This is a genomic window from Serratia grimesii NBRC 13537 (genome assembly GCF_001590905.1).
GTDB lineage: Bacteria > Pseudomonadota > Gammaproteobacteria > Enterobacterales > Enterobacteriaceae > Serratia > Serratia grimesii.
On record NZ_BCTT01000002.1, the window covers coordinates 193,220 to 211,022 of the forward strand.

Annotated in this window: 19 protein-coding genes; 5 read left to right on the forward strand and 14 right to left on the reverse strand. The window is 52.2% G+C overall.

The features are described 5' to 3' along the window. The first annotated feature begins 1 nt into the window (after window position 1). On the forward strand, window positions 2–1,075 hold the full coding sequence (locus tag SGR01S_RS01825) for a hypothetical protein (RefSeq protein WP_238320968.1): 1,074 nt from the start codon (window positions 2–4) through the stop codon (window positions 1,073–1,075). A 193-nt stretch (window positions 1,076–1,268) separates the two neighbouring features. Beyond that, complete coding sequence (locus SGR01S_RS01830) at window positions 1,269–1,517, forward strand: hypothetical protein (protein ID WP_061806360.1); 249 nt, start codon at window positions 1,269–1,271, stop codon at window positions 1,515–1,517. 172 nt (window positions 1,518–1,689) lie between these two features. Here the strand turns inward: SGR01S_RS01830 and SGR01S_RS01835 are convergent, their stop codons facing one another. From SGR01S_RS01835 to SGR01S_RS01845, 3 genes are all read right to left on the reverse strand, one after another. Beyond that, window positions 1,690–3,324, reverse strand: coding sequence for a peptide ABC transporter substrate-binding protein (locus tag SGR01S_RS01835; RefSeq protein ID WP_061806361.1), 1,635 nt, complete (start codon window positions 3,322–3,324; stop codon window positions 1,690–1,692). 159 nt (window positions 3,325–3,483) lie between these two features. Continuing rightward, window positions 3,484–3,834, reverse strand: coding sequence for a hypothetical protein (locus tag SGR01S_RS01840; RefSeq protein WP_037415697.1), 351 nt, complete (start codon window positions 3,832–3,834; stop codon window positions 3,484–3,486). An 83-nt stretch (window positions 3,835–3,917) separates the two neighbouring features. Then, a complete protein-coding gene (locus SGR01S_RS01845; RefSeq protein WP_061806362.1) occupies window positions 3,918–4,868 on the reverse strand; it encodes an NADP-dependent oxidoreductase in 951 nt (316 codons plus the stop codon). Window positions 4,869–5,077: 209 nt separating this feature from the next. Here SGR01S_RS01845 and mpaA point away from each other — a divergent pair, with 209 nt between their 5' ends. Next, the gene (mpaA, locus tag SGR01S_RS01850; RefSeq protein ID WP_037415699.1) at window positions 5,078–5,785 is read left to right on the forward strand and encodes a murein tripeptide amidase MpaA; all 708 of its coding nucleotides are present in this window, start codon (window positions 5,078–5,080) and stop codon (window positions 5,783–5,785) included. A 6-nt stretch (window positions 5,786–5,791) separates the two neighbouring features. Here the strand turns inward: mpaA and ycjG are convergent, their stop codons facing one another. Continuing rightward, window positions 5,792–6,763, reverse strand: coding sequence for an L-Ala-D/L-Glu epimerase (gene ycjG / locus SGR01S_RS01855; RefSeq protein ID WP_061806363.1), 972 nt, complete (start codon window positions 6,761–6,763; stop codon window positions 5,792–5,794). Between the two features lie 224 nt (window positions 6,764–6,987). On the opposite strand from ycjG, the gene tpx reads away from it, so the two are divergent. Next, complete coding sequence (tpx, locus tag SGR01S_RS01860; protein ID WP_037415704.1) at window positions 6,988–7,491, forward strand: thiol peroxidase; 504 nt, start codon at window positions 6,988–6,990, stop codon at window positions 7,489–7,491. 64 nt (window positions 7,492–7,555) lie between these two features. Here tpx and tyrR read toward each other — a convergent pair whose 3' ends face one another. The 7 genes from tyrR to pspA all read right to left on the reverse strand — a co-directional run bounded on the left by tyrR (window position 7,556) and on the right by pspA (window position 13,566). Then, window positions 7,556–9,127 carry a transcriptional regulator TyrR gene (gene tyrR, locus SGR01S_RS01865; RefSeq protein WP_037415707.1) on the reverse strand — a complete coding sequence of 524 codons (1,572 nt, stop codon included), beginning with the start codon at window positions 9,125–9,127 and terminating at the stop codon, window positions 7,556–7,558. Between the two features lie 330 nt (window positions 9,128–9,457). Beyond that, window positions 9,458–10,519: a YcjF family protein gene (locus SGR01S_RS01870; RefSeq protein WP_037415708.1), complete on the reverse strand. Its 1,062-nt coding sequence runs from the start codon at window positions 10,517–10,519 to the stop codon at window positions 9,458–9,460. After that, a complete protein-coding gene (locus tag SGR01S_RS01875) occupies window positions 10,516–11,913 on the reverse strand; it encodes a YcjX family GTP-binding protein (RefSeq protein ID WP_061806364.1) in 1,398 nt (465 codons plus the stop codon). Before SGR01S_RS01875 ends, SGR01S_RS01870 begins: the two co-directional genes overlap by 4 nt. Next, window positions 11,894–12,160 carry a phage shock protein PspD gene (gene pspD / locus SGR01S_RS01880; protein ID WP_061806365.1) on the reverse strand — a complete coding sequence of 89 codons (267 nt, stop codon included), beginning with the start codon at window positions 12,158–12,160 and terminating at the stop codon, window positions 11,894–11,896. The genes SGR01S_RS01875 and pspD overlap by 20 nt, the downstream gene beginning before the upstream one ends. Window positions 12,161–12,254: 94 nt before the next feature. Beyond that, entirely contained in the window at window positions 12,255–12,614 is a 360-nt protein-coding gene (pspC, locus tag SGR01S_RS01885) for an envelope stress response membrane protein PspC (protein ID WP_037415720.1), read from the reverse strand. Next, a complete protein-coding gene (gene pspB, locus SGR01S_RS01890) occupies window positions 12,614–12,841 on the reverse strand; it encodes an envelope stress response membrane protein PspB (RefSeq protein WP_012145351.1) in 228 nt (75 codons plus the stop codon). Before pspB ends, pspC begins: the two co-directional genes overlap by 1 nt. Window positions 12,842–12,900: 59 nt before the next feature. Continuing rightward, window positions 12,901–13,566 (reverse strand): phage shock protein PspA, encoded by a 666-nt coding sequence (pspA, locus tag SGR01S_RS01895; protein WP_037415723.1) that lies wholly within the window; start codon window positions 13,564–13,566, stop codon window positions 12,901–12,903. A gap of 184 nt (window positions 13,567–13,750) precedes the next feature. On the opposite strand from pspA, the gene pspF reads away from it, so the two are divergent. Further along, window positions 13,751–14,758, forward strand: a complete 1,008-nt coding sequence (pspF, locus tag SGR01S_RS01900) for a phage shock protein operon transcriptional activator (protein ID WP_061806366.1) — start codon at window positions 13,751–13,753, stop codon at window positions 14,756–14,758. 195 nt (window positions 14,759–14,953) lie between these two features. Here the strand turns inward: pspF and zigA are convergent, their stop codons facing one another. From zigA to folE2, 3 genes are read right to left on the reverse strand one after another with little or no spacing between them, the layout of a single operon-like run. Next, on the reverse strand, window positions 14,954–16,141 hold the full coding sequence (zigA, locus tag SGR01S_RS01905) for a zinc metallochaperone GTPase ZigA (RefSeq protein ID WP_061806367.1): 1,188 nt from the start codon (window positions 16,139–16,141) through the stop codon (window positions 14,954–14,956). A 12-nt stretch (window positions 16,142–16,153) separates the two neighbouring features. Then, window positions 16,154–16,714, reverse strand: a complete 561-nt coding sequence (locus SGR01S_RS01910; protein ID WP_037415730.1) for an LbetaH domain-containing protein — start codon at window positions 16,712–16,714, stop codon at window positions 16,154–16,156. Beyond that, complete coding sequence (folE2, locus tag SGR01S_RS01915; RefSeq protein ID WP_061806368.1) at window positions 16,704–17,633, reverse strand: GTP cyclohydrolase FolE2; 930 nt, start codon at window positions 17,631–17,633, stop codon at window positions 16,704–16,706. The genes SGR01S_RS01910 and folE2 overlap by 11 nt, the downstream gene beginning before the upstream one ends. Window positions 17,634–17,803 lie beyond the last annotated feature (170 nt).

The window sequence follows — 17,803 nt, forward strand, 5'->3', positions numbered from 1 at the left end:
AATGAAAGCAATTACGTTACTCTGCCGTCCGCTGAGCCTGGTTGGGCTCTTGTGCGCTTTCTACCTGCACGCCAGCCCGCCCCTGAACCACTATGCCGACACTTACCAACTACAACTGGCGGGATCAGGCCAACTGCCGTACTTTGTGGCTAAACCGCAGGCTAGCTCACCACACTCGGCGTTGGTCGTCATTCATGGCCACCCGCGAGATGCCGGTAAAACCCTACAGGCCGCAATTAAGGCCGCCCAACTGTCTGCCAGAACTGATGACACATTGCTGGTCGCCCCACTGTTCCCCGTCAGCGACAGCCAGGCCGCGCACTGCCATTCACCGGGTGTCCCCCCCGCACAGGCAGGTGATGCGCTGTGGAGCTGCAATTCCTGGATTGAGGGTGGCCTGGACTCTCTCGGTCAAACCAACTCATTTGCTGCACTAGATCGTCTGGTTACAGAACTGAAAATAAAATGGCCGCAAATACAATCGGTCACTGTCGCTGGGTTTTCTGCTGGTGCGCAGTTTGTGCAGCACTATGTTGGGTTCGCCAAACCACCTGCCGGCGTGACCCTGCGTTATGTCATATCCGATCCGGGCAGTTGGCTCTATTTTGATCGTCATCGACCGCAACCGATTAAAAACGCACACCCTATCGACTGGCAGGACTGTAACCAAAAAGGACGCTGTAGCTTTGAGTGGGTTGAAGGTAATACGGACACCTGCCCGAACGTCAATCGATGGAAATACGGCATTGATTCTACGCCTCCCTTCCTCGATCAAAACCCTGAGTCCGTGCGTCAGCGCTATGCAGCAGCGGAGATCATCTATATGGAAGGCGAGAAAGATACCGGTAATGCCCCAGGTTCGTTCTACAAAATACTCGACAAGTCCTGCGCAGCAGAGGCCCAAGGCCCCTATCGACTACAACGCGGTATTGCCTATGCCGCTTACGATCGGCGATTTATTGCCCCGCACGCCAAACGTGATTTGCTGATTATTCCTGGTTGTGCGCATGACGTGGCCTGTGTGTTTCCATCTTCTCTTGGTCGCAAGGCATTATTTAAGCAAGATGCAGACTAATAATAACCGTGATGAAATAAAACCAGTGCCAATCTCAGCGAATATAGTGAATAAAGCGCTGGCTAAGACGTCATTATTATGACTTAACATATTCACAGCAATTTTAATTCAAATTAACAATAAAAAATTAACACAAAGCTGTTCCAGCTCAAATTTCAGAGGCATATACTTCCCTAACTACGAGGAGGTAGTTATGTTACGTGACCATTTAAAATTAGATGACAGCGATACGCTGGAAAAAATCCGCAGTGTCAGTTTGCAAAATCAGGGCCAAGAAGAAATCAGTGAGTTTATCGTCAAGAACGCCCATGGGGCACAGGTTGGCAACGTCTCAGTCCATGACCATCTGAGCACTCGTCGCTCCTATCCAACCAGCTATCGCATTACCCAAACAGATATGGCAGGTCGCGTACTGGTCGATGCCATGCGAGACAGCTTATAACCTATAAATAACGCCAAGCGCCGTACAACTATTAATTACCCAAATAAAGACATCACCTGTTTACTTTTACAGGGGTCGTTGCCATGGTTAACATAAATCCCAGGGAACTTATTTCATCCTTCGGCAAATAAACATAATCCGACCCCGATTAACGGGGCCGGATTAAATATGATCAGTGCTTGGTAATATACATCGTCTGGCTATAGGCCACGTCTTCCGGATTGGTGATCGGGTAACCTTTCACCCAAGGTTTAATTAACCGGCCATTGGTGTACTGGTAAATCGGCGCAATCGGTGCTTGTTCAGCGATGATCTGCTCCAATTTGTTGTAATCTGTGGTCAGGGCCGCAGGGTTCGTTTCACGGCTGGCCTGCGCCAACAGTTTGTCGTAATCCGCACTTTTAAATTTGGCGATATTGCCACTGTGAGTAGAACTCAACAGCGACAGGAATGTCGATGCCTCGTTGTAATCCCCCACCCAAGAAGCACGCACTACGTCGAAATTACCGGTATTGCGACTATCGATATAGGTTTTCCATTCCTGGTTTTGCAACTTGACGTCAATACCCAGTGTTTTCTTCCACATTGACGCTACAGCTATCGCTATCTTCTGGTGGCTTTCCGACGTGTTATACAACAGCGTCAGCTTCAGCGGATTGTTCGGGCCATAACCGGCCGCCTGCATCAATGCCTTGGCTTGGGCATCCAGCTCCGCCTGCGGTTGTTGCTGTAACAGGCTCACTTCCGGTTTAAAGCCGGCGGTGACGTCCGGTGTGAAGTGATAAGCCGGTTTCTCACCGGTACCCAACACTTTCTCGGCGATAATTTTGCGATCGATAGCGTAAGACAATGCCTTACGCACCCGCACATCGTTAGTCGGCGCACGTTGGGTGTTAAAAGCATAATAGTAGGTGCCGAGCTGATCCGGGGTATAGACCTGGTCCGGAATGTCTTTCAGTAGCTTTTGATACATATTCTTCGGGAAAGACTCGGTGATATCGATATCGCCGGCCAGATAACGTTTGGTGGCGTTGGATTCCTGGTTGATCGGCACAAAAGTCACTTTGGTCAATACGGTATGCGCGTGATCCCAATAGTGTTCATTTGGCGCTAACACCAGCTTCTCGTTGACCACCCGCTCTTGCAGTTTAAACGCACCGTTCCCCACCAGATTACCGACCTTGGTCCAATCGTTGCCAAATTTCTCCACAACGGTCTTGTTCACCGGGAATAAACTGAAGTTGGCGGTCAGGCTGACAAAATAAGGCACCGGCTTGTTCAACTGCACTTTAAAGGTGTAATCATCCAGCGCCGTTACGCCCAGTTTGTCGGCAGGTAATTTACCGGCAATGATCTCATCCGCATTCTGGATACCCGCCAGTTGAGCAAACCAGGCAAAGGGGGACAGGTTTTTTGGCTCGACCAGCCGTTGCCAGCTATAAACGAAATCCTTTGCCGTGACAGGGTCACCATTGGACCAGCGTGCATCTTTGCGCAGCGTGAAGATATAGGTTTGGTTATCCGTTGTTTGCCAACGCGTAGCCACACCAGGGATCACCTTACCGTTGGCGTCCTGATTCACCAATCCTTCGAACAAATCGCGCGCTAGCTGCGCTTCCGGCAACCCTACCGCTTTGATCGGATCCAGTGAGGCGGGTTCATCTTTAATATGACGAACAATTTCCTGCTTTTCCGCCAGAAGGGTACCTGGGGGAACCTGCGCGGCCATTGCGCTGTTCAATCCTGCGCCAATCGCCACTGCACACAATGCCAAACGAAAACCCTGTTGAATTTTTTTTCTCGTCATTCTGATTCATCCCCAGTTAACCATCTGAATTTTTTATCTTATAGCACAAGATTAGACTCACCTAGAGTTCAAGACGGACAAGATGCAAAAACTGGGGGCCAGGCAATAAAAAATGCCCGCACGACAATGTCGATACGGGCATTTTTGTTTCAGCCGTTTTTATTCGTAAAGATGAATGCTGTTGATACGGTAGCTGAACTCTTCACCTTCTTCTTCATCAAAAATGGTGAAGAAACCTTTTTCAGCCAAAGGCTTGGCATAAATATCGGTTTTCTGCATCTGGCGCGATTCGGCATCGTCATAGCCATAATCGAGATAGAAGCTGTTTTTCTGGTAGTCGACGTGCAGGGTAAACGGATAGTTTGACTCATCGCCACGCCCGTCGTCGTTCTTCACCACGCCAAACCATTCCCCCTGACGGATTTGGTTTTCCTCGTCCACGCCGCACAGCAGCGTAATGGTATCCTTATCATTTTCGCTATAGCTGGCTACTATTCTGGCTACTGGCATGTTAAATCCCCTGTTTGGTTATTGGGTTAGCTTTGCCGATAGTATAACAACAGCGGGAGAAATAGCGGGCGTGCTTTATGGCATCACCAATCAATATTCAACACAGTTTTACCACGAGAGCCACCTGCTTTGCTTTGCGCCAGCATTTCCGGCGCCTGTTGAATAGAGACCAAACGCTCAACCGGCACCTGCAACTCACCACGCGCGACACTTTGTAACAGCTGTTCCAGTTCATCCGCGTTGATCTGTGCCTCAATGTTACCGCCCCGCAGGCCCTGTTGATGCAGTTGTTCAGGCGCAGTCGACCAAATGGTGCTTAAAGCCACGCCGCCTTTTTTCAAAATAACCAGCAAGGCGCTGAAAGCCTCGGCATTGCTGACCAGATCAATCAAACCGTCTACTCCCAGTGGATACTGTTGGTGTAACTGCTGCTGCAACGGTGCTCGGTGATGATCAATTACCTCTTCGGCCCCCAATTCACGTAACGCGGCTTCGGCATCAGCGCCACCAGTAGCGATAACTTTCAGTCCCTGTCGTTTAGCCAGTTGAATGACAAAACGCCCAACGCCACCGGTCGCGCCCACCACCAGCAATATCGCACCGGCCGCCAATTGCAGTTTTTCAACCAGTTTTAATGCTGTTCCGGCCGCAGTAGGCAGTGCTGCGGCTTGGGTCAAGCTCACGTCATCGGGTACCCGCGCCAGTACCGCACGCTGATCGATAACCGCATATTGTGCATAGCTACCGGCCCCCACAATGCCAAACAAAAATTTCCCGGCCACCCGGTCATTCACGCTGAATCGAGTGACATCATCAGCGATCGCCTCAACCACGCCAGCACCATCGGTACCGAGTACCAGAGGGAAAACGTGCGGTAATTTCCCCTGCAAAATACCTTCAGCGACTCGCCAATCAAACGGATTCAACCCGGCAGCGGCCAACTTGACCAGTATCTGCCCGGGTTGTGGTACCGGTTTGGCGATCTCTACCTGTTCTGGCGAAGTGCCGAGCTGCTTAACTGCAATGGCTTTCATGATGTACTCCCGTTTATCTATTCACGATAGAACCAGTGTAGCGAAGACAATGTCGTCCAACAGTCAGCAATAATCAGATTCACTGTTCGAGTATTTAGGACAATTGATTTTTATCACTGGTGAGAAATTGCTCTGGGAAAGTTAAGCTAAAGCGTAATACACTGAATAAAATGATAATCACTCTCGACCTTTAAATCAGGGACCACACCATGATCCAGCATCGACCGCGCAGTGAACGTGGCCAATTGGCCGTTGCAGGAGAGAATTACGGCAGTTCGTTGTTGGGCGCGCCGCTCCTCTATTTCCCGGCGGCCGTCAGCGGCCCGGAAACCGGGCTGATTATCGCGGGCACCCACGGTGATGAAGGTGCCGCTATTGTTACGTTGTCGTGTGCACTACGCAGCATCGCGCCAAATCAATTGCGCCATCATGTTGTGCTGGCGGTCAATCCCGACGGTTGTCAACTTGGGCTACGCGCCAATGCCAACGGAGTGGATCTCAACCGTAATTTCCCCGCGGCCAACTGGCGTTCCGGCGATACGGTTTATCGCTGGAACAGCGCGGCAGAAGCGCGGGATGTCAAACTCTCTACCGGAGGGCGCCCAGGCTCCGAACCGGAAACTCAGGCACTCTGCCATCTGATCCATCGGCTGAAGCCACACTGGGTAGTGTCGTTCCACGAACCTTTAGCCTGTATTGAAGACCCAGCCAGCTCGCGGCTTGGCGTTTGGCTTTCGCATAAGTTTGCCTTACCGCTGGTAACCAGCGTTGGCTACGAGACGCCAGGATCATTCGGCAGTTGGTGCGCCGACCTGTCACTGCCCTGTATTACCGCAGAGTTCCCGCCAATATCAGCCGATGCCGCCAGTGAGAAATATCTCGACGCCATGGTTGAATTGCTGACTTACCCGGGCTAATACCGGCTATGGGGCGAGATTAATCGCCCCACATTCAAAATCCAGCCCAGGTTCAACATCCTTCGCCAACCAGGTCGGCCCGTCCAAATCGACAAAACGTGCCCCCGGGGCCAGCGGCAACGCAGCCTTGATCGCCCGCGAGGTGCACAGCATGCAGCCCAGCATAATGGCAAAGCCCTCTTCCCGCGCTTGCTCGGCCAGCGCCAACCCTTCCGTCAAGCCACCGGTTTTGTCCAGCTTGATATTGACCATTTGATAGCGGCCAGCCAATTTGGCTAGATCACTGCGGGTATGGCAGCTCTCATCAGCACAAATAGGCAACGGATGAATAAAGTTTTCTAGCGCGCTGTCATCCGTCGCCGGCAGCGGTTGTTCCAGCATCGCCACACCCAAATCCGCCAGCAGTTGGCAACGGGACGCCAGACCTTCCACTTGCCACGACTCATTGGCGTCGACAATCAATGTCACATCTGGCACCGCCGCACGGATCGCCACCAATCGTTCGCTGATCAAATGGTTGTCTAGTTTGATCTTCAGCAATCGAGCACCTTGCTGCTCGAGTTCACGTGCGGCAAAAGCCATCGCTTCCGGCGAACCGATACTGACGGTTTGCGCCATCAAAATGCGCTCCGGTTCTGTAATACCACTGCGTTGCCAAAGGTTCTGACCATTCAATCGGCATTCCAAATCCCACAATGCGGAGTCGACTGCATTACGCGCAGCACCAGCCGGCATTAGGGCCTGCAAGTGCTCACGTGTCACACCTTGTTCGACAGCCACTGCCACTTCAGCAAGCTGTGCCATCACCGAAGTTTCACTTTCACCGTAACGGGGATATGGCGTACATTCACCAATGCCACGCACGCCCTGCTGTTCAATTTCGACCACCACCACTTTGGCTTCAGTACGGCTGCCGCGGGCAATAACAAAGGCAGTATGCAACGGCCAGGCTTCTGGGTAAAAACGCATGCTTCTCATAGCGGCTCCTGGGCGGAAATAGCGCATAAAGTCGGACAGATGCGCGGGCGGTTTTTTCGACACACTCTAATATATACAACTATTTAGCAAACTTTATATATCCAACCCACAATTGTTGACATAAACTGAGGCCAGGGTGTGAACCTAATGTTAAACACGGGCCGGAAGGCACGTCTATTAGGCTCATGCCCTTTGTACGTACCCAAAATAAAGGAATCAAGCTAATGACTCAGACAGTACATTTTCAAGGTAACCCGGTAAGCGTTGCAGGCCACCTGCCACAATCAGGCGAACAAGCCAAAGCCTTCTCACTGGTTGCCAAAGACCTGTCAGACGTAGCGCTGAGCAGCTTCGCAGGGCAACGTAAAGTCCTGAACATTTTCCCAAGTATTGATACCGGCGTTTGCGCGGCGTCAGTACGCAAATTCAACCAACTGGCCAGCGGTCTGGATAATACCGTTGTGCTGTGCATTTCGTCTGATCTGCCATTTGCACAATCACGTTTCTGTGGCGCAGAAGGCCTGAGCAACGTTGTTACTTTGTCTACCCTGCGTGGTGCAGAGTTCAAACAGGCTTACGGTGTTGAAATCGCTGAAGGTCCATTGGCGGGTCTGACTGCACGCGCGGTTGTGGTGTTGGATGGCCAGGACAACGTACTGTACAGCGAACTGGTGAATGAAATCACCAACGAGCCGGACTACGATGCAGCGCTGGCCGCGCTGAACTAATAGAAAAGGCCGGCGAATGCCGGCCTTTTTACATTGAAACGGGCGCTTATGGCGCCCGTTTTTTTTATTCTTCGCTTTCCCCTGTCGGCTTACGGCTACTTAAGCCATATTCCCGCAGTTTATTAGCGATCGCGGTATGCGAAACCCCTAAACGCTTCGCCAGTTTTCGCGTACTGGGGTAAGTACGGTACAACCGTGTCAGCACTGAGCGTTCAAACCGTTTGCTGATGTCGTCAAGTGAGCCGTCCAGCACTTCGTCACCCAGTGACATCTCAACCTCAAACTCAGGCAATACAATATCTTGTGGACGTAATTCGAAGCCTTCCGTTTGTGTCAGCGCACGGTAGATAGCGTTTTTTAACTGCCGTACGTTGCCCGGCCAGCCGTATTTACTGAGGAAACTACCCAGATCGTTCGCCAGCTTTGGTCGTGCCACACCCTGCTCATCGGCAAAGCGTGCAACAAACAGCTCGGTCAGCGGCATAATGTCCTGCGGGCGTTCACGTAACGGCGGAATAGTGATGGTCAGTACGTTAAGACGATAATAGAGATCTTCACGGAACTCACCACGCTGCACTAACTCAGTCAGGTTTTTCTGCGTCGCGCAGATCACGCGCACATCCACATGCACTTCGTGTTCTTCACCTACCCGGCGGAAAGTACCATCGTTAATAAAACGCAGGAGTTTTGTCTGCATGCGCGGAGACATTTCACCGATTTCATCCAGCAACACCGAACCGCCGTGCGCCTGCTCGAAGAAACCTTTTTTGCCTTCAAGCGCGTTTGGATACGCGCCAGCTGCATGGCCGAACAGCTCACTTTCCGCGACATCATCCGGCAGTGCAGCACAGTTCAGTGCCAGGAAGGGTTGTTTGCCCCGCGGGCTACGCAAGTGGCAAGCACGGGCCAAAATGTCTTTACCGGTACCGGTGTCGCCCACAATCAGCAGCGGCGCATCCAGCATCGCTAACTTGCGGGCCTGGTCCAGCACGTGACGCATTTTGGGGCTGGCGGCGACAATATGATCAAACTCGGTATCGTCATTCACCGACAAATTCTGTAGCTGACGTCCCATACGTGCCGTGGATTTCAGCATCACAACCGCGCCTACGGCGGCATTTTGCTGGTTTTCGTCTTCCAGATAGATTGGAGTGATATCCATCAGGAAATCCTGGCTGCGAATCACAACACGTTCAGATTGCGGCGTCGTCTGCTCGCTCTCCAACCAGCGGTTGAAGTTATAACCACCAATCAATGCGGTGGCCGTCTGATTACGGATCTTGTCTTCGCTGAAACCAAACAGTGCCTGCGCTGCCGGGTTAGCCAGTTCAACCTTGCCTTTCATATCAATTGAAAATACCGGTTCCGGCATTGACTCCAACAGTGCACGCAACGCACGGTGTTCACGCTCAGATGGCATGAAATTCACAGTACGAACATCTGTCACGCCGGCAATGCGGCGGATCTCCGCCATCAGCGCACGGAAGGTGTCAAAATCCAACTGGGAAAAATTGAGGTAAATGCGGCCGATGGGATCGATTTCGATGCCACGTAAATCGATGCTGCGCAATACCAAAAGATCGAGTAACTCTCGAGTCAGACCGAGACGGTCTTCGCAAAAAACTTCCAAACGCATCAGTATTGGCCTTATCTCTGCAGGTGCGGGGATGACTGGCGATGATGATACTCTCTCACCCCAAGCGGTAGAAGCAATCTGTCAGCAAAAGTTGACAGAACTCTGATTTATCGCTGTTGTTGATGATTTTAAACGCAAGTGAATAACACCATCGGCGTCATTTTAGCTTATATGTAGAGTGTTATCACAATCATCAATAAATTTTCAGATAAATATAATGCATTTGCAGGGAGATCGTCTTTCGTCAAGCGAGGGTTACGTATTGGTGTTATAGAAGAAGGCTCGAGGGCAGAATAAAGTAACGGCGCCCAAATGGACGCCGTTGGCCGATTATTTGGCTTTGTTGTCGCTTTTTTTCAGGGTGTCTTTCAATTGACCAACCAATTGGCTGCGGAAATCACCCAGTTTTGGTTTTTCCCCTTCCAGCCAAGGCAACGGACGGCACAACTCCATCGCCTTAATACCGAGTCTGGCAGTCAGTAAACCGGCACCGATACCCTGCGCTGCACGGGCTGACAGTCGGGCGGCCAAATCTTGCGACATCCAGTCCATACCCACCTCACGCACCAGTTCAGACGCGCCGGCAAAGGCAATATTCAACAACACTAAACGGAACAACCGCAAACGACTGAAGTAACCCAGTTCAATGCCATACAACGCCGCAATACGATTTATAAGACGAATATTACGCCACGCGATAAATGCCATATCCACCACAGCCAGCGGACTGACAGCGATCATTAATGTAGACTCGGCGGCCGAGCGGCTAATTTCACGCCGCGCCTGATTATCCAATACCGGCTGCACTAACTTGGCGTATAGCGCGACCACTTCTCGATCGTTTTGAGTTTCATGCAGCGACGCCTGCCAACGTTGCAGCGCGGGGTGCCCCTGATCAAGACCTGCCTGGCGTGCCAGTTTTTCACAAAACTCACGGCCTTTACCCAACCCGTGGCTATGTAACAGCTCACGCGCAACATCTCGCTCTTCTGCACGCTGGCGCAAACGGTATAAACGGCGCCATTCGGTTACGACCGACCCCACGCCAGCAAAGACGATCAAGCCGCCCGCCACACCCCCCCCCATGGCGATCCAATCTTGCTGGACCCAGGCGGTATGCACCCACTGGATACCCTGAGCCACCACGCTAATGCCGAACAACCCCAGCCCAGCGGTAACCATTTTGCGCCACAGGCTGCGTTTGGGTTTTAGTGCCGCGTTGATAATGCCTTCGGCGCGCCCTTCTTCCTCTTCTTGCTGTAACTCCGGCGCGGCAGGGAAAAAGTGCTCAGCCTGTTGCTCATCAAAGGCCACATTGGCGCGCAACACCGGTTCCTGCGGCGCTTGTAACGGTTCTTCAAAATCGATACGCGGTTTTATCGGCTCACTCATCGCAATTTATCTCCCAGTAGAAATTCCATCACCGCGTCCAGACGAATATGTGGCAATGGGCTGTCCACACTCATAGCACGTGGACGAAACTCATCGAAATGGAAGCCCTGATTCTGCCAAAATGCTGGCCCCGGCAAACGCGCGGGAACTTCGCCGGGGAATACCGTCAGCGGTGCGCCGTCGTTCAGACGGTTGCCCTTTAGCGCCGGGATCCGCTGTCCTTGATGGTCAACAATGCCACTCTCAGTGGCCTGCACCGAGGCTAGCCCGACGCAATCCATACTGATGCCCTCAAACGCGGCATTCTGCCATGCCTCTTGCACCAACTGTTGCAACAACGACACCAAATTGGCGTGCTGGTCGGCGGTGATATGATCGGCTTTAGTAGCTGCGAACATCAGTTTATCGATGGTTGGTGAAAATAACCGGCGGAACAGCGTGCGCTTCCCATAGTGAAAGCTCTGCATCAATTGGGTCAGAGCCAGCCGCATATCGTTGAATGCCTGTGGGCCGCTGTTGAGCGGTTGCAGACAGTCCACCAGCACAATCTGACGATCAAAACGGACAAAATGTTCTTTATAAAAGTTTTTGACGATGGTCTGACAGTAATAGTTGAAACGCGCTCGCAGCATGCCGATATTGCTGTGTTTATCTGCCTGTGCAAGTTTCGATTCGCCGAGACTGTCCACATTCGGCCACGGGAAGAACTGCAATGCCGGTGCACCTGCCAGATCACCCGGCAGTACAAAGCGGCCCGGCTGAATAAAATGCAGCCCTTCGCTTTTGCAGCGCAATAGGTAGTCGGTATAGGCCTGAGCTATCGCCGCAAGCTTGTTTTCATCAGCAGGGGCTAACGGATCACAACTTTTACACAGGTCCAGCCAAGGTTTGGCCCACTCGGCGCGATCGCCCTGCAGCAAACCAGCCATTTGCCGCGACCAAGCCAGATAGTCCTGTTCCAGCATCGGCAAGTCCAACAACCACTCTCCTGGATAATCAACGATCTCCAGATACAGCGTTGAGGTGTCTTTGAAATGACGCAGCAGTGAATCATTGGAACGGTAACGCAGCGCCAGACGAATTTCGCTGACGCCACGGGTCGGGGTTGGCCAACTCGGCGGTGTGCCATAAAGCTGTGCCAACCCTTCATCATAGGTAAAACGCTGGATACCGAGATCGCGCTGTGGAATGCGCTTCACGCCCAGCAGCCGCTCTTCGCGCACAGGCGAAAACAGCGGCATACGTGCGCCACTGTGAACGTGCAGCAATTGGTTGACGAAAGCAGTAATAAAGGCGGTTTTCCCGCTGCGGCTTAGGCCGGTTACCGCCAGACGCAGATGACGATCCATTCCGCGGTTGACCAGCGACGTTAACTCATTTTGCAGTCGTTTCATTGTTCTCCTTGGCATAACGCCCAAATACTTTGTTCAGGCCTTTGCGGAACAGCGGTTCCAGCACCAGCGCCAGGACAAAGCGAATCGGTTTGCGGCCGACGGTCCGCAACAGCCAGCCGGCCGCGCCCGCAGGACCGTAATTCAGTAACGCTATGATGATGACTTTAGACAATGTCTTCAACATTGCACCTGCTCCTTGTTTAAATCCACCGGATTTAACCGTGTTTGCGGCATAGGTTTTGTTCATTATCAATGCCCTCCGGCACAATTGGGTTCAAAAGGATGTAACGGGTGCAATGCCTGACCTGCGCCAAGCGCAGGCCTTCGCACGCAAGGTGGGGTTATAACTTGCGGAAACGGCTCTGCACGCCAAAAGTATCTGACGTCACATAGCGTTCAACCTGCCGCAATTGCTGTTCGCCACTGCCCAATTCATATTCAAGCTGGTCAAGCAACTGGCGCGGTGATTTTTGCTGTTCGCCTTCAAAGCGGCTGGCCGGTGCTTCGTCCAACACAAACACCAAAGCGAAATACGCGATCAAGGTAAAGAAAAACAGCCCGAAGAACATCGATAACACCACGATCACGCGGATCAATCGCACCGGCACGTCAAAATAATGGGCTAAACCGGCGCAGACCCCTTTCAGCATCCCTTCTTCGGGAACGCGATAAAGCTTTTTGCTGCCCAGAGTATTGTTCATCAAGACTGTCTCCAGTTCGGGTGTTCTGCATCAAGGATCTCTTCCAGAGCCTGGATACGTTCACGCATACGCTTGGCATCTTCAGCCAACTGCGCCAGACGCTGCATTTCCTGATGGCTCAGTTGAATACCGTTTTGTTGCCGATTGCTGTAATGCAGCCAAAGCCAAATCGGTGCGACAAACAACACAAAGATTGTCAACGGAATGGCAAGTAATAGAGCACTCATTTCTTTTCCTTCTTAATGCGTCTTGGGTTGGCGGCCACACCACCGTGGCCGCTGCCGCCTTACTCAGAGCGGTTCATTTTAGCTTTCAACGCCGCCAGTTGTTCACTGATCGCGTCATCAGCTTTTAACTCGGCAAATTCTTGATCCAGAGACTTCTTTTTACCGATGATGACGCTTTCAGCTTCGGCTTCCATGTGATCAATACGGCGTTCGAACTGTTCGAAACGCGCCATTGCTTCATCCAGCTTGCCGCTGTCGAGTTGGCGACGTACGTCGCGAGAAGACGAGGCTGCCTGATGGCGCAAGGTCAACGCCTGCTGACGAGCACGCGTTTCGGTTAGCTTGTTTTCCAGCTCGCCGATTTCGCTTTTCATACGAGCCAACGTTTCTTCTACGGTAGAGACTTCATGAGTCAACGTAGCGATCAGGTCAGCCACTTTTTGTTTTTCGATCAGTGCCGCACGCGCCAGATCTTCTTTATCTTTACGCAGTGCCAGTTCAGCTTTGTCCTGCCAGTCACTAAGCTGGTTCTCACCCTGCTCAATGCGACGCAGCAATTGTTTTTTCTCCGCCAGCGCGCGCGCTGAGGTAGAGCGAACTTCAACCAGCGTGTCTTCCATCTCTTGGATCATCAAGCGCACGAGCTTTTGCGGATCTTCCGCCTTATCCAGCAGCGTATTGATGTTGGCGTTCACGATGTCGGCAAAACGAGAAAAAATACCCATAATTCACTTCCTCTTGGTTCTGATGGCGTCTGAAGCGCCGCGTTAGGTCATACAGATTTCCCTAATACCTAATCAAAACCCGTGCCAACTTTTATCCAATTGAATAACAACGATTATTTATTTTTGACTCTCTACTCACATACTGTAGAGTGATTATTTTCACCAAACATTGGCGAATCTCATCATGAGCGAACAGTTAGAAAACCTGCTGGGCGAGGCAAACGCCTTTGTCGAAGTATTGGAGCAAGTCTCGAAACTGGCAAAGCTGAACAAACCGGTGTTGGTGATCGGTGAGCGCGGGACCGGTAAAGAGTTGATTGCCCACCGATTACATTACCTTTCCAACCGTTGGCAGGGGCCATTTATTTCACTTAATTGCGCAGCATTGAATGAAAACCTACTGGATTCAGAGCTGTTCGGCCACGAGGCGGGAGCCTTTACCGGTGCGCAGAAACGCCATCTGGGTCGCTTTGAACGTGCCGACGGCGGTACCCTGTTTCTTGACGAACTGGCCACAGCCCCCATGTTGGTACAAGAAAAACTGTTGAGAGTGATTGAATACGGTCATCTTGAGCGCGTCGGCGGCAGCCAACCGTTGCAGGTTGATGTGCGGCTGGTGTGCGCGACTAATGATGATCTGCCTGCACTGGCAGCGGCGGGCAAATTCCGCGCCGATTTGCTAGACCGGCTGGCATTCGACGTAGTCCAGTTGCCACCGTTGCGTCAGCGACAACAAGACATCATGTTGCTGGCCGAACATTTTGCGATTCAAATGTGCCGCGAGCTGTCGCTGTCGTTATTTCCTGGCTTTACCGAACGAGCCAAAGACACCTTGCTTGGCTATCACTGGCCTGGCAACGTGCGTGAGTTGAAGAACGTGGTGGAACGGTCAGTGTACCGACACGGTACCAGCGCCAGCGAACTGGACGAGATAGTGATCAATCCTTTTGCCCAAAGGGCAAGTATCCCATTGCCTTCCGCGCACGAAACACGTGACGATCGCCCCTCCTTACCGATGGATTTAAAAACATGGCAGTTGGCACAGGAAAAGGCGTTAATCGAAGCGGCGCTCCAGCAGGGAAGATTTAACCAACGCAAGGCGGCTGAACTGCTGGGTCTGACCTATCACCAGTTACGCGGTATGCTTAAAAAGCACGCGTTATTGCAAAATGGTGAGGCGGACGAAGAATAACAGGCAAAAAAAAAGCCAGCACCCGAGCTGGCTTAAAAAACACTGGAAGCAATGTGAGCAATGTCGTGCCTTTCACAGCTGAACCACCGTGTGCGTGGCCTTCCGTGAACTGCCAAATTATGATAATAGTTATCAGTATCATCTGTAAAGTACTTTGTTGAGAATTTTTCTCATTACCACACTGTCATTGTGCAATTACCACTCAGGGAAGGGATCGGCCATCTCATGCCAATAATCTATCCCCGCTGCCATTTCCTCATCACTCAGCAGGCAGGCGTCAAGTAAACGCGTTATTTCAGCCTCCTGCAGGTTCTGCCCAATAAACACCAATTCCTGGCGCATATCGCCAAAGGGCTCCACCCATTTATCCATAATATGCGCCCGTGTCTCTTCATCCTGTGGCCAGTTCTCTTGAGCAATGGCGCGCCAGAAAGTGCCTGCCAGCCCATAATGAGCGATGCCCCCGGCCTGACTCCACTGCCCAGCCTGGCGCGGGCGTGTCGCCAACCAGTAGAACCCTTTGGAACGTAGCAGCTTGCCACCGCCCCAATCGCCATTGATCACTCGGTAAAACTTATCCGGCGCAAAGGGCCGTCTAGCGCGGTAGACAAAACTGCTGATGCCATAGTTTTCAGTTTCAGGCAGGTGCTCACCACGCAACTCTTTAAGCCAGCCCGGCGCTTGCTGTGCTTTATCAAAGCTGAAGCTGCCCGTGTTCAATACCGCTTCCAATGGCACCTTGCCGGGAGAGATGGCGATAATGGTGGCATCCGGGTTCAGGCTGGCGAGCAACGCCATCACTTCACCCTGCTGTTCTGGCGTCAGCAGATCGGTCTTACTGACCAGCATCACATCGCAGAACTCAATTTGTTCTATCAGCAGATCCGCCACGCTGCGTAAATCGTCCTCTCCCAGGCTTTGGCCCGCCTCTTGCAGCGTTTGAGCCTGCTGGTACTGCTGGATAAAATTCACCCCGTCCACCACGGTGACCAACGTGTCCAGCCTGGCGAATTGCGACAGACTTTCCCCTTGTTCGTCCTCAAAGGTGAAGGTTTCTGCCACAGGTAAGGGTTCGGAAATGCCACTGGATTCGATCAACAGATAATCAAAGCGACCAGCCTGTGCCAGATCACGCACCGAAATCAGCAAATCTTCACGCAATGTGCAGCAGATACACCCATTGCTCATCTCCACCAATTTTTCCTGTTGGCGATCAAGCTGAACTTCATTCTCTACCAATGCGGCATCGATGTTCACTTCGCTCATGTCGTTGACGATCACCGCCACACGCATGCCCTGTCGATTATTAAGGATATGGTTCAATACTGTGGTCTTACCGGCGCCGAGAAAGCCGGAAAGCACAGTTACGGGTAATGGATTCATGGGATTCCTCACTCAAAACTCGTTGCGTAATGCCTGGTAGCCGCGAACCAATTCGACGTTGGTGGCAGCTACCTCTTCAGAAAATTGCAGTGCGTTGCGGTCAACCTGCGGATACAACGACAGATCGCTGTCAGCGCCGACACGTTCGGTTGATGGGATATACAGGTTTTCCGGTAACGTCACGCCGTCCACCACCGCGTTGTAACGCACCACACAACCGGAGCCGATATGGCAATTGAACAGCACGCTGTTAAAACCGATAAACACCCGATCGTCGATACGGCACGGGCCGTGAACGATGGCGCGATGGGCGATAGAGCTAAAACTGCCGATAGTGACCGCGGCACCACTTTTCGAATGGATCACCACGCCGTCCTGTATATTGGAATGGGAACCGATAATGATCGGATCCATATCGCCAGCTGCGTTCAGTTCATCCGCGCGGATCACCGCGTACGGCCCAACGTAGACAAAATCTTCGACAATCACCCGACCGCAGATAATGGCGGTAGGGTCGATATAGGCTTTCGGCGAAACCTGCGGCAGATGACCACTGGGGTTTTTACGTAACATCCTGATTCTCTCCCCAGCTCAATTCCGCCACCGCATTGTGTGCGTGCAGGCTCTCTTGATGCTCCACACGTAGCGAAAAGGCGCGGTGACTGCACTGACTGCGCAATGTTCGGTACAAACGGCGCGCGGCGTCCTCACAGAACATCAGGTTCTGCCCGTTGGCCAGGGCAAATGCCTGCTCATCCCGGCGTTTCACCATTGTCTGCAACGGTGTCCCCAACGCATGCTCGATACGATCAATTAAATTGACTACCGGCAAGGTCGTTTCGCTGTCATTCAATGTGATCGTCACCCAAGCCCAACTGCGCTGGCTGTGAGGTGTGGCAGGCATGCCCTGTTCTCCCAGCCAGTCGATAACCTGCTGTTGGTCAACCACGTCCGGCGCGTGTTCGAAATCAAACTGAAACTGCTGCTGTGCCAGTTGGCGACTCAGCGCTGCCGAACTTGGGCAAGTAGATGAATATGGCACACCGACCGTCAACGACAGCGTCAGCGCGCTTGTCAGCGTGGCGTCAATTTTCAACGGATAGGCTTTCCAGCCACGGTGTGGTGACAACAACGCCGGACGTGACAACAACAGTTCGCCGCTGATACTCAGATTTGCGCGGTCGCTGTTCTCCGGCTGTGACGCCAAAAAAGCCCGTAGCTGGTCGGCAATGCGTTGCGGCGTCAGTTCACCTTGAGTTAATTCATCCAACGCCAGATACAGGCGCGACATATGTATCCCACGTGCACCTTGGCGACTGGCTCGCAGATTGATCCCAGCATTCACTTTTGCCATCAGCGGCTTACCTGCCAATTCCAGCGGCAGTGCAATCCCTTGCATCCCGACCCAATCGAGCCCGACATCACTCATTGCGCCCTGCCATGCCTGAGCATCCGGCAGCGGCTGGCATGGTGGAAGTGCAACCTTGTTCATACATCCCCTTGCGATTATTGGTACATTGCCAGGGAACGGTAACATGAATTTGTTATGTTATAACATAACAAATATAACTTTTTTGTCGGCGACCATGAATTGTCCAATCAAGTAGCAGAAAACTCAGCCATTTTGCTCAATGGATTGGGCTGTTCGCCAGAGTGCGATAC